Source organism: Stutzerimonas stutzeri, assembly GCF_024448935.1.
GTDB classification, from domain to species: Bacteria; Pseudomonadota; Gammaproteobacteria; order Pseudomonadales; family Pseudomonadaceae; genus Stutzerimonas; species Stutzerimonas stutzeri_AO.
Window position 1 is genome coordinate 34,229 of record NZ_JAMOIE010000009.1, and the last position, 12,385, is coordinate 46,613.

The window sequence follows — 12,385 nt, forward strand, 5'->3', positions numbered from 1 at the left end:
CTCTAGCTTCCAGCGCTCTTCTCGGCTTTTTAAGCCTTCATCCGGGTGATACGCATGACGCCCTTGATCGCCCGCAGCTTCTTGATCACGCGCGCCAGGTGTACGCGGTCATGCACACTGACCACCAGCTGAACGACGCTGATGCGGCCGTCGCGCTCGTCCATGCCGATCTTTTCGATGTTGCCGTCCGCCGCATTGACGCTGCCAGCCAACAGGGCGATCAGGCCCCGCTGGTGTTCCAGTTCAACGCGTAGCTCGACGTTGAACTCACCGGTGACGTCCTTGGACCAGGACAGCTGAATGCATTTATCCGGGTTGTGCCGAACATCGGCGATGTTCCGGCAGGTGTCGAGGTGCACCACCATGCCCTTGCCCGCGGACAGGTGGCCGACGATGGGATCGCCAGGAATCGGCGTGCAACACTTGGCATAGTTGAGCACCAGACCTTCGGTGCCGCGAATAGCAAGTGGCCCTTCAGCGCTCGGTGCTTGTTCGCCTTCACTGGCCAGCAAACGTCGGGCAATGACGTAGGCCATGCGATTGCCCAGGCCGATATCCTCCAGCAGGTCTTCGATGACCTCCATATGGTACTCATTGAGCACCGTGCGGATGCGCTCCGGGGCAAGGCTTTCCAGGCTGGTGTCGAAACCGGCCAATGCCTTGTTTAGCAGGCGCTCGCCGAGGTTGATCGATTCCGAGCGACGCTGCAGCTTCAGCGCATGGCGGATGTGCGTTCGCGCCTTGCCGGTGACCACGAAATTCAGCCAGGCCGGGTTGGGGCGCGCGCCCGGAGCGGTAACGATCTCAACGGTACAACCGCTTTCCAGCGCTTGCGACAGAGGTGCCAGGCGCCTATTGACGCGGCAGGCAATGCACGTATTGCCGACGTCGGTGTGCACGGCGTAGGCGAAGTCCACCGCGGTGGAGCCCTTCGGCAACTCCATGATGCTGCCCTTGGGCGTGAAGACATAGACCTCGTCCGGGAACAGGTCGATCTTCACGCTTTCGATGAACTCAAGGGAATTGCCGGCGCGTTCCTGCAGTTCCAGCACGCCTTTGACCCACTGTCGTGCGCGGGCGTGGGTGCCTTTCGCGGTTTCTTCCCCGTTGGACTTGTACAGCCAGTGCGCAGCGATGCCGTTGTTGGCCATCTCTTCCATCTCGCGGGTGCGGATCTGGATCTCGATGGGCACCCCGTGCATGCCGAACAGGGTGGTATGCAGGGACTGGTAACCATTGGCCTTGGGGATCGCGATGTAATCCTTGAAGCGGCCCGGGAGGGGCTTGTAGAGGCTGTGTACCGCGCCGAGTACGCGATAGCAGGTATCGACTTTGTCGACGACGATCCGGAACGCGTAGACGTCCATGATCTCGTTGAACGCCTTTCGCTTGCCGCGCATCTTCTTGTAGATGCTGTAGAGGTGCTTCTCGCGGCCGACGATCTCGCCTTCAAGGCCATCGCGTTCGAGGCAGTGGATCAGCGACTGCTCGATCTTCTCGACGATCTCGTTGCGATTGCCGCGCGCGCGACGTACCGCGGCGCGTATCCGCTCCGAGCGCATCGGGTACATGGCCTTGAAGCCCAGATCCTCGAATTCCACGCGCATCGCGTGCATGCCCAGCCGGTTGGCAATGGGTGCGTAGATTTCCAGGGTTTCCTTGGCGATGCGCCGGCGCTTTTCACCGGCCAGCACCTCCAGGGTGCGCATGTTGTGCAGGCGGTCAGCGAGCTTGACCAGAATCACCCGGATGTCGCGTGCCATGGCCATGGCCATCTTCTGGAAGTTCTCGGCCTGGGCTTCGGCCTTGGTCTCGAACTTCATCTGGGTCAGTTTGCTGACACCGTCCACCAACTCGGCGACAGTTTCGCCAAATTGCGCGGTGAGCGCCTCCTTGGCGATGCCGGTGTCCTCGATGACATCATGCAGCATGGCGGCCATCAGGCTCTGATGATCCATGTGCATATCGGCGAGAATGTTGGCTACCGCAAGGGGGTGGGTGACGTAGGCTTCACCGCTGCGCCGACGCTGGCCGTCGTGGGCCTGCTCGGCGTAGAAATAGGCACGGCGGACCAGATTGACCTGGTCAGCGCCGAGATAGGTCGACAGGCGATCGGCAAGAGCGTCTATGGCTGGCAAGGGATTACTCCTTGCCGGCGGGGCGCTATGGCTGCGGTTCGACTTCGACCTGGCATTTAATCAGAGGGCCTCGTTGGGCTCTTCCTCGTACTGAACGAACAGTGGCTCGTCGACGACAATGTCGTCCTGAGCGATGACGTCATAATCCACCAGGCCTGAGGCGATTTCACGCAGGGCCACGACGGTCGGCTTGTCATTTTCCCAGGCTACCTTGGGCTCTTTGCCGCCGGTGGCCAGTTGGCGCGAGCGCTTGGTAGCGAGCATGACCAGCTCGAAGCGGTTATCTACGTTGTCCAGGCAGTCTTCAACGGTAACGCGGGCCATGGTGTTCCTCATCAATAACGGTAACGCGTGCCCGAATGGGCGAGCGGACGGGATAGTTTAAAAAATCACCAGCCAATAGGGAAGCGGTAAATCGCAGCCATGAGCTTCAAGCTTCAAGCTTCAAGCTGCAAGCTACAAGCTGCAAGCTGCAAGTGAAAGCGGGGAAGCTTGACCGCGATTAAACGCCTCCCTTCACCCCTAATCGCTTGCAGCTTGCAGCTCCTTAAGCCAGCAACTCCTCCAGCAGCGTACGGAAGCGCTGTTGCTGAGCGGCCTGCAGGAGCTGATTGGCACGGAAGATCGCCTGCAGGTCAATCAAGGCGTGGGCGAAGTCGTCGTTGATCACCAGGTAATCGTATTCGACGTAATGGGTCATTTCGCTGACCGCCTCGCGCATGCGCTTCTCGATCACCTCGTCGCTGTCCTGGCCGCGGTTGGTCAGGCGCTGGCGCAGGGCTTGCTGGGTGGGTGGGAGGATGAAGATCGACTTGGCCTGTGGCATCAGTCGACGGACCTGCTGCGCACCCTGCCAGTCGATTTCCAGGATCAGGTCGTAACCTTCGTTCAGGGTCTGCTCAAGCCAGCGCTGCGAGGTGCCGTAGAGGTTGCCGAAGACTTCGGCGTGTTCGAGAAATTCGTTCTGCTCCAGGCGTTGCAGAAACTCCCCACGGCTGACGAAGTGGTAGTTGACCCCGTCTACCTCGCCCGGGCGCATGGGGCGAGTGGTGTGTGAAACCGAGACGCGGAGCTGCGGCTGCGCATCGAGCAAGGCCTTGACCAGGCTGGTCTTGCCGGCCCCGGAAGGCGCGGAAACAATGTAGAGCGTACTGGTGGAGGCTGCCATGTAATTCTCTGAACGGTTGCTGAGGTATGCCTGGCGGGTGGCCGGCCGGTCCGCCATTGAAGGCCAAGCGTAGTTGCTATTCGATGTTCTGGACCTGTTCGCGCATCTGCTCGATGAGCACCTTGAGACTGACCGCCGCCTGGGTGCTGCGTGGGTCGAACGCCTTGGAGCCGAGGGTGTTGGCCTCGCGGTTGAGTTCCTGCATGAGAAAGTCCAGGCGCCGCCCGGCCGCTCCGCCGGACTTCAACACCCGGCGCACCTCGGTGACGTGGGTGCCAAGACGATCGAGCTCTTCGGCGACATCGCTCTTCTGCGCCAGTATTACCAGCTCCTGCTCGAGGCGCTGAGGGTCCAGTTCGACGCGCATTTCAGCGCAGCGGTCGAGGAGTTTCTGGCGCTGTGCCGCGAGCATCTGCGGCACCTGGCTGCGAAGCGTGGTGGTTTCCGTGCCGACGGCATCGAGGCGTTCGTTGATCAGGCGGGCAAGCTCTTCGCCTTCGCGTAGACGGCCGGCTTTCATCTGCTCCAAGGCCTGATCAAACAACTGCAGGGCCGCATTGTTCAGTGCTTGCGGGTCCGTCGAGTCGCCCACCAGCACGCCTGGCCAGGCGAGAATTTCCAGCGGGTTGAGTGGTGCGGGTTGCTTGATCAATGCCGCAACGCTTTCAGCCGCGCTGATCAGCTGGCGAGCCCGCTCCGGGTCGACTTGCATCGATCGTCCAGCGGCCTCTTCCGTGAAACGCAGGGTGCACTCGACCTTGCCGCGCGACAGCCCCTTGCGCAGCGCCTCCCTGACCGGGCCTTCGAGGTCGCGGAAAGCCTCGGGTAAGCGCAGGTGCGGTTCAAGGTAGCGATGGTTGACCGAGCGGATCTCCCAGCTGAGGGTGCCGTGCTCGCCGGCCTGCTCGGCACGGGCGAAAGCGGTCATGCTGTGAATCATGGGAAACCTCTCGGTACGATGACGAAAGGCGGAGGATTGTAAAGGAAAATGCAGCCAGTGACGCCGGTGTCTCGTCTCCTGCAGTTGAGCCGCTTGGCGTATCAGGCGCTCGATTGGCATGGCTGCCTGCCGATGCGAATGGTTCGGCGATGGCCCTTAGCGTAGGTCAGGCCTCTATAATGGGCTTCAATTCACTCAGACCAGGATAAGCCTCATGAAGCGTCCCAGTGGCCGCGCCGCCGATCAGCTGCGATCGATCCGCATTACTCGCCATTACACCAAGCACGCCGAGGGCTCGGTTTTGGTGGAGTTCGGCGACACCAAGGTGATCTGCACCGCCAGTATCGAAAATGGCGTGCCGCGCTTCCTCAAAGGGCAGGGGCAGGGCTGGTTGACCGCCGAGTACGGCATGCTGCCGCGAGCGACCGGCGACCGTAACCAGCGCGAAGCCAGTCGGGGCAAACAGGGTGGACGTACGCTGGAAATCCAGCGCTTGATCGGCCGTTCGTTGCGTGCCTCGCTGGACATGGGCAAGTTGGGCGAAAACACCATCTACATCGATTGTGACGTGATCCAGGCCGATGGCGGTACTCGCACTGCGTCGATCACCGGGGCGATGGTGGCGCTGGTCGATGCGCTGAAATTGCTGAAGAAGCGCGGCGGGTTGAAGAGCGGCGAGCCACTCAAGCAGATGGTCGCGGCTGTGTCGGTAGGTATGTACCAGGGCGAACCGGTCCTCGACCTTGATTATCTCGAAGACTCGACGGCCGAAACCGACCTGAACGTGGTGATGACCAGCGCTGGCGGCTTCATCGAGGTGCAAGGCACCGCAGAAGGGGCGCCGTTCCAGCCAGATGAGTTGAATGCCATGCTGGCATTGGCGCAGGCCGGTATGCAGGAGCTATTCGCTCTGCAGGTTGCCGCGCTGGCTGATTAAACCGGAGGAGAGCATCTCATGTCCGATCAGGAATTGGTTCCGCTGCCCTCTGTGCAAGCGCGGCAGTGGGCCATGTTCTGTCATTACTCGGCGTTCTTCTGGTTTCTGGTGCCAATGATCGGCAATGTGCTGGGCCCGTTGATCGTCTGGCAGTTGAAAAAGGACATGGATCCCTTCGTCGACGAGCAGGGCAAGGAAGCGCTGAACTTCCAGATCACATTCAGCATCCTGCTGATGATTTGCGGGGTGCTTGCCTGGATACTGATCGGCTTTCCGTTAATGGCGCTTATCAGCGTGGTGGCACTGGTATTGGTGGTGATCGCGGGCATCCGTGCCAACGAGGGAAAGCCCTATCGCTATCCGTTTTGCTGGCGCATTGTCAGGTAGCGTCGCGTCAGGTTGAGCCAGTCAGGTTTTTTATCTGACGGCGATGCGGGGGGCAGCGGGGTGGTCCGATCACCGCAGCGCTTCCATGAGTGGCTGAGAGCCCCGCACGCGGTGATGCGGGGCGCGCTATCAGACGGTGTGCAGGTACCAGTTGTATTCGAGGTCGGAGATGGAGTGCTCGAATTCTTCCAGCTCGCTTTCCTTGCAGGCCACGAAAATGTCGGTGTACTGCGGGCTGATGTAGCGCGCCAGGATCTCGCTGTCGTCCAGCTCGCGCAGCGCATCGCGCAGGTTGGAGGGCAGGCTCGGCTCGACCTGCTCGTAGGAGTTGCCCTCGATCGGCTCGTCCGCTGCGATCTTGTTGGTCAGACCATGGTGAATGCCTGCTAGAACGCTGGCCAGCAGCAGATAGGGGTTGGCGTCTGCGCCGGCCACCCGATGCTCGATGCGCACGGCATCGGGGCTGTCGGTTGGCACGCGCAGCGCCACGGTGCGGTTGTCCAGGCCCCAGCAGGGCGCGTTCGGTACATAGAACTGGGCACCGAAGCGGCGATAGGAGTTCACGTTGGGGCAGAGGAAAGCCATCGAGGCGGCCATGGTCTGCTGGATGCCGCCGATGGCGTGGCGCAGCGTTTCGCTTTCCAGCGGATTGCTGGTGGCGAAAATATTGTTGCCGTTCTTGTCCAGCAGCGAGATGTGCACGTGTAGCCCGTTGCCGGCCTGGCCCGGGTAGGGCTTGGCCATGAAGGTGGTGTCCATCTCGTGGTCGTAGGCGATGTTCTTGATCAGCCGTTTGAGCAGCACCGCGTAGTCGCACGCCTTGATAGGGTCGGCGACGTGATGAAGGTTGACCTCGAACTGCGCCGGGGCGCTTTCCTTGACGATGGCATCGGCGGGAATGCCCTGTTCCTTGGCGCCTTCGAGGACGTCCTGCAGGCAGTCGACGTACTCGTCCAGATCATCGATCAGGTAGACCTGGGTAGAGTGGGGGCGTTTGCCGGAGATGGGCGAACGTGGTGGTTGCGGACGACCGTTCACGTTTTCCTGGTCGATCAGGTAGAACTCCAGCTCGAACGCGGCGCAGATGGTCAGGCCCAGTTCATCGAACTTGCTGACGACCTGACGCAGCACTTCCCGTGGATCGGCGAAAAATGGCGAGCCGTCCCGCTCGTGCATGGTCATCAGCAACTGGGCGGTGGGGCGTTTCTGCCAAGGTTCGTTGCTGAGCGTATTGGGAATGGGAAAACAGGTCCTGTCGGAGTCACCGATGTCCATTCCGAGGCCGGAGCTCTCCACGGTGATGCCGTTGATGTCCAGGGCGAACAGCGAGGCCGGCAGGTTGATGCCTTTTTCATACACCTTGTGCAGGCTGGCGCGCTCGATGCGCTTGCCCCGGACGACACCGTTCATGTCTGCGATCAGCAGGTCGACGTACTGGACCTCCGGGTGTTCCTTTAGAAATGCGTTCGCTTCGTTGAGCTGAACGGCACGCGGCGGCGGAAGCATGATGAAGCACCTTAATTGTTAAAAATTTCAATCATCAAACAGCTTGTCTTGGAGTCAATCGAAAAGCCCTGCTGCTGTCAATAGTGCCCCGAAATGCCTCTTCGAGGCCCGCGGTGGGCGTTTTCGGGGCAGTCCGGAGAACGATCGCGAAACGCTGACATGGCTTTGCGAAGCGGTAACCCTCGGCTATTGTCTATAAAAACGAACAAGACTACTCTTCGAAGAGCCCCATCTGGAAAGACGAGTATCCCATGCCTCGCGTGCCATTGATCGGCGTTTCCGCCTGTACCAGGCAGATCGGCCACCACAGCTTCCATATAGCCGGCGACAAGTACCTGCGCGCGGCGGCTGTAGCCGGCATGCCGCTGGTCATCCCGGCACTCGGCGATCTGATCGACCCGGCTGCATTACTGGATAGCGTAGACGGCCTGCTCTTTACCGGCTCACCATCCAACGTCGAACCGCACCATTATGGCGGCCCGGCCAGCACCGAGGGCACCGCCCATGACCCATCCCGTGATCAAGTGACGCTGCCGCTTATTCGTGCGGCGGTGGCTGCGGGTGTTCCCGTATTCGGCGTCTGCCGCGGGTTTCAGGAAATCAACGTCGCTTTTGGCGGCAGCCTGCATCAGGAGGTTCACGAGGCCGGGCCTTATGCCGATCACCGTGAGCGCGCCGAGGATCCAGTCGAGGTGCAGTACGGTCTAAGTCATCCGTTGCACGTCCAGCCGGGTGGATTGCTGCAGCGCCTCGGGTTACCCGCGCAGATTGACGTCAATTCGCTGCATGGACAGGGCGTCGAGCGGCTCGGCGAGGGCTTGCGCATCGAGGCGCTGGCACCGGATGGGCTGATCGAGGCCTTTTCCGTCGAGGGGGCGCGCAGCTTTGCCCTTGGCGTGCAGTGGCATCCGGAATGGAAGGTGCATGAGCATCCTCATTACCTGGCGTTGTTCGAGGGCTTTGCCCGTGCCTGCCAGGAACGCGCGGGGCGGCGCTGAGCGCGGGCCGACCGGTGCTCGTTTTCTTAATTTCTGAGGTCGATATGTCCAGCAAGCTCGACCAGCTCACCGGCTGGCTGAAAGAACGCAAGATCACCGAGGTGGAGTGCCTGATCAGCGACCTGACCGGCATCGCCCGCGGCAAGATCTCACCCACCAACAAGTTCCTCGACGAAAAAGGCATGCGCCTGCCGGAAAGCGTACTGTTGCAGACCGTGACTGGCGATTATGTAGAGGACGATATCTATTACGAGCTGCTCGATCCCGCCGATATCGACATGTTCTGCCGGCCCGATCCGGGCGCGGTATTTCTTGTGCCATGGGCCATCGAGCCCACCGCGCAGGTGATCCACGACACCTACGACAAGATGGGCAATCCCATCGAAATCTCGCCGCGCAATATCTTGAAGCGTGTGCTGAAGATGTACGCCGATAAAGGCTGGCAGCCCATCGTCGCACCGGAGATGGAGTTCTACCTGACCAAGCGCTGCGAAGACCCGGACCTGCCGTTCCAGCCACCGATCGGGCGCTCGGGCCGGCAGGAGACGGGCCGGCAGTCGTTCTCCATCGATGCGGCCAACGAGTTCGACCCGCTGTTCGAGGACATGTACGACTGGTGCGAGGCCCAGGGGCTGGATCTGGATACCCTGATCCATGAGGAAGGCACCGCGCAGATGGAAATCAACTTCCGTCATGGCGAGGCGCTGCACCTGGCCGACCAGATCCTGGTGTTCAAGCGCACCATGCGTGAGGCGGCGCTCAAGCACAACGTCGCCGCCACCTTCATGGCCAAGCCGATGACCGGCGAGCCGGGCAGCGCGATGCACCTGCACCAGAGCGTGGTGGATCTGGAGACCGGGCGTAATATCTTCTCCAGCAGCGACGGCACCATGAGCCAGCTGTTCCTGTACCACGTCGGCGGCCTGCAGAAATACATTCCCGAGCTGCTGCCGCTGTTCGCGCCGAACGTGAACTCCTTCCGCCGCTTCCTGCCCGACACCTCGGCACCGGTGAACGTCGAATGGGGCGAGGAGAACCGTACCGTCGGCCTGCGAGTGCCGGACTCCGATCCGCAGAACCGTCGCGTCGAGAACCGCTTGCCGGGCGCCGACGCCAACCCTTATCTGGCCATCGCCGCCAGCCTGCTGTGCGGCTACATCGGCATGGTCGAGGAGCTGCCGCCAAGTCAGCCGGTCAAGGGTCGCGGCTACGAGCGTCGCAATCTGCGCCTGCCGCTGACGCTGGAAGCGGCTTTGGAGCGGATGGAGAACTGCCGGGCGCTGGAGAAATACCTGAGCCCGAAATTCATCACCGGCTATATCGCGGTCAAGCGCGCCGAGCAGGAAAACTACCACCGGGTGATCAGCTCCTGGGAGCGGGAATTCCTGATGCTCTCGGTGTAAATAAAGCAGCCGGAAGCCGGGCTTTTGGCTTTGTGCTTTGTGCTTTGGCTTCAAGCTTCAGGCTTCAGGCTTCAGGCTTCAAGCTTCAAGCTTCAAGCTTCAGGCTTCAGGCTTCAGGCTTCAGGCTTCAGGCTTCAGGCTTCAAGCTTACGAACCAATATAAAGAGGCGACCGATGAGCGATACGCAAACCCAGCAATGGCAAGCCCTGAGCCGCGACCATCACCTGCCGCCGTTCACCGATTTCAAAGCGCTCAATGCCAAGGGCACGCGCATCATTACCCGGGGTGAAGGCGTCTATCTCTGGGACAGCGAAGGCCACAAGATCCTCGATGCGATGGCCGGGCTCTGGTGCGTCAACCTCGGTTATGGCCGGGAAGAACTGGTGCAGGCGGCCACCAGGCAGATGCGCGAACTGCCCTACTACAACCTGTTTTTCCAGACCGCCCACCCGCCGGCGCTGGCACTGGCCAAGGCCATCGCCGAGATCGCGCCGGAAGGCATGAACCATGTGTTCTTCACCGGCTCCGGTTCGGAAGCCAACGACACCGTGCTGCGCATGGTGCGCCACTATTGGGCGATCAAGGGGCAGCCGCAGAAGAAGGTGGTGATCGGCCGCTGGAACGGCTACCACGGCTCGACCATCGCCGGCGCCAGCCTTGGCGGCATGAAGGCCATGCACGAACAGGGCGACGGTCCGATCCCGGGGATCGAGCACATCGACCAACCTTATTGGTTCGGCGAGGGCGGCGATCTGGACCCCGAGGAATTCGGCGTCCGTGTGGCCGAACAGCTGGAGCGCAAAATTCTTGAGGTGGGTGAGGACAAGGTCGCCGCCTTCATCGCCGAACCGATCCAGGGCGCCGGCGGCGTGATCATCCCGCCGGACAGCTACTGGCCGAAGATTCGCGAGATCCTCGCCCGCTACGACATCCTGTTCATTGCCGACGAAGTCATCTGCGGCTTCGGTCGCACCGGCGAGTGGTTCGGCAGCGACTACTACGGCAATGCGCCGGACCTGATGCCCATCGCCAAGGGCCTGACCTCCGGCTACCTGCCCATGGGGGGCGTGGTGGTACGCGACGAAGTGGTGCATACCCTCAACGAAGGCGGCGAGTTCTATCACGGCTTCACCTATTCCGGGCACCCGGTGGCGGCTGCGGTGGCGCTGGAGAACATCCGCATCCTGCGCGAAGAGCAGATCGTCGAGCGGGTCAAGACCAAGACGGCACCCTATTTGCAGTCTCGCTGGCGCGAGCTGGTCGAACACCCGTTGGTGGGCGAGGCCCGTGGCGTCGGCATGCTCGGCGCGCTGGAGCTGGTGAAGAACAAGAAGACCCGCGAGCGTTTCGCCGATCCGGGCGTGGGCATGCTCTGCCGCGAGCACTGCTTCCGCAACGGTCTGGTGATGCGCGCAGTCGGTGACACCATGATCATTTCGCCACCGCTGGTGATCAGTGCGGAGCAGATCGACGAGTTGATCGGCAAGGTCAGGCTGTGCCTGGACGCGACGGCCCGGGATGCCCTGGGCTAAGGCTGTCGATTGTGTGGCCGGCATGCGTTGGGCTTGTTGAAAAAACGCCCCCGACCTTGCCAGACTGCGCGCGTGCTGGAAGCCAGACCTACCGAGGGGTGTGTCGATGCCGGCACACCTCCAGGCCGCCGCGCTGTTCATGGCCTGTTCCACTGCCCCGACATTAATGATGACAACAGGAGCTGCACGGATGAATCCCTTCGCCAAGACCCTTCTTGCCATGACGCTGGCCGGCACCGTTGCCGGGGCTGCGCAGGCCCAGGAAAAGGTACTGCACGTCTACAACTGGTCCGACTACATCGCCGAAGACACCCTGGACAACTTCACCAGGGAAACCGGGATCAAGGTCGTCTACGACGTGTTCGACAGCAACGAAGTGCTGGAAGCCAAGCTGCTCGCCGGCAGCTCCGGTTACGACGTGGTGGTGCCGTCCAACCCCTTCCTGGCCAAGCAGATCAAGGCCGGGGTATTCCAGAAGCTCGACAAGAGCAAGCTGCCGAACTGGGAAACCTCGACAAGGACCTGCTCAAGGCGCTGCAGTCCAGCGACCCGGGCAACCAGTACGCCGTGCCGTACATGTGGGGCACCATCGGCATCGGCTACAACCCTGAGAAGGTCAAGGCTGCCCTTGGCGAAGATGCGCCGGTCGACTCCTGGGATCTGGTGTTCAAGCCGGAGAACATGGAAAAGCTGAAATCCTGCGGCGTCTCGTTTCTCGATTCGCCCACCGAAATCCTCCCGGCTGCACTGCATTACCTGGGCTACAAGCCTGACACCACCAACAAAGACGAGCTGAAGAAGGCCGAAGAGCTGTTCATGCAGATTCGTCCGAGCGTCGCCTATTTCCACTCCTCGAAGTACATCTCGGACCTGGCCAACGGCAACGTCTGCGTCGCCATCGGTTATTCCGGTGACGTCTACCAGGCCAAAGCGCGGGCTGAGGAAGCAGGTGACGAGGTCAAGGTCAGCTACAACATTCCCAAGGAAGGCGCAGGCACTTTCTTCGACATGCTGGCTGTACCGGCCGATGCGAAGAACGTCGATAACGCCCATGTCTTCCTTGACTACCTGATGAAGCCTGAGGTGATGGCCTCGATCACCAACTATGTGCAGTTCCCCAACGGCAACGCGGCAGCCACCGAACTGGTGGATGAAGCGATTCGCACCGACCCCGGCATCTACCCGAGCCAGGCCGTGCTGGAAAAGCTCTACACCTTCCCGGACCTTGATTCGAAGACCCAGCGCACCATGACCCGCAGCTGGACCAAGATCAAATCCGGCCGTTGATCCAGCCGCCTCGCCAGGTCTGCTTGCGGGCCTGTGCGAGGCCTCATCATCGGTGCCTCCAAGGGCTGGTTCGGATTTGCAAATCTGG

Annotated in this window: 10 protein-coding genes and 1 pseudogene; 6 read left to right on the forward strand and 5 right to left on the reverse strand. The window is 61.3% G+C overall.

The genetic code is table 11. The features are described 5' to 3' along the window. Positions 1–29: 29 nt before the first annotated feature. The 4 genes from spoT to NA637_RS04285 form a co-directional block, all read right to left on the reverse strand. On the reverse strand, positions 30–2,138 hold the full coding sequence (gene spoT / locus NA637_RS04270) for a bifunctional GTP diphosphokinase/guanosine-3',5'-bis pyrophosphate 3'-pyrophosphohydrolase (protein WP_256071101.1): 2,109 nt from the start codon (positions 2,136–2,138) through the stop codon (positions 30–32). Positions 2,139–2,198: 60 nt separating this feature from the next. Continuing rightward, on the reverse strand, positions 2,199–2,462 hold the full coding sequence (rpoZ, locus tag NA637_RS04275) for a DNA-directed RNA polymerase subunit omega (RefSeq protein ID WP_256071102.1): 264 nt from the start codon (positions 2,460–2,462) through the stop codon (positions 2,199–2,201). Between the two features lie 223 nt (positions 2,463–2,685). After that, positions 2,686–3,306: a guanylate kinase gene (gene gmk / locus NA637_RS04280; RefSeq protein WP_256071103.1), complete on the reverse strand. Its 621-nt coding sequence runs from the start codon at positions 3,304–3,306 to the stop codon at positions 2,686–2,688. Between the two features lie 76 nt (positions 3,307–3,382). Continuing rightward, positions 3,383–4,246 carry a YicC/YloC family endoribonuclease gene (locus NA637_RS04285; RefSeq protein WP_256071104.1) on the reverse strand — a complete coding sequence of 288 codons (864 nt, stop codon included), beginning with the start codon at positions 4,244–4,246 and terminating at the stop codon, positions 3,383–3,385. Between the two features lie 214 nt (positions 4,247–4,460). Here NA637_RS04285 and rph point away from each other — a divergent pair, with 214 nt between their 5' ends. Both rph and NA637_RS04295 read left to right on the forward strand, forming a co-directional pair. Beyond that, positions 4,461–5,183 (forward strand): ribonuclease PH, encoded by a 723-nt coding sequence (rph, locus tag NA637_RS04290; protein WP_256071105.1) that lies wholly within the window; start codon positions 4,461–4,463, stop codon positions 5,181–5,183. 18 nt (positions 5,184–5,201) lie between these two features. Beyond that, entirely contained in the window at positions 5,202–5,570 is a 369-nt protein-coding gene (locus tag NA637_RS04295; protein ID WP_256071106.1) for a DUF4870 domain-containing protein, read from the forward strand. A 129-nt stretch (positions 5,571–5,699) separates the two neighbouring features. Here NA637_RS04295 and NA637_RS04300 read toward each other — a convergent pair whose 3' ends face one another. Next, complete coding sequence (locus NA637_RS04300) at positions 5,700–7,076, reverse strand: glutamine synthetase family protein (protein WP_256071107.1); 1,377 nt, start codon at positions 7,074–7,076, stop codon at positions 5,700–5,702. A gap of 251 nt (positions 7,077–7,327) precedes the next feature. Here NA637_RS04300 and NA637_RS04305 point away from each other — a divergent pair, with 251 nt between their 5' ends. The 4 genes and pseudogenes from NA637_RS04305 to NA637_RS04320 all read left to right on the forward strand — a co-directional run bounded on the left by NA637_RS04305 (position 7,328) and on the right by NA637_RS04320 (position 12,297). Continuing rightward, the gene (locus tag NA637_RS04305) at positions 7,328–8,074 is read left to right on the forward strand and encodes a gamma-glutamyl-gamma-aminobutyrate hydrolase family protein (protein WP_256071108.1); all 747 of its coding nucleotides are present in this window, start codon (positions 7,328–7,330) and stop codon (positions 8,072–8,074) included. Positions 8,075–8,118: 44 nt separating this feature from the next. Beyond that, positions 8,119–9,477: a glutamine synthetase family protein gene (locus NA637_RS04310; RefSeq protein WP_256071109.1), complete on the forward strand. Its 1,359-nt coding sequence runs from the start codon at positions 8,119–8,121 to the stop codon at positions 9,475–9,477. 174 nt (positions 9,478–9,651) lie between these two features. Then, on the forward strand, positions 9,652–11,010 hold the full coding sequence (locus tag NA637_RS04315) for an aspartate aminotransferase family protein (protein WP_256071110.1): 1,359 nt from the start codon (positions 9,652–9,654) through the stop codon (positions 11,008–11,010). A gap of 190 nt (positions 11,011–11,200) precedes the next feature. Next, positions 11,201–12,297 (forward strand): annotated as a pseudogene (locus NA637_RS04320) (polyamine ABC transporter substrate-binding protein). The last annotated feature ends 88 nt before the right edge of the window (positions 12,298–12,385 follow it).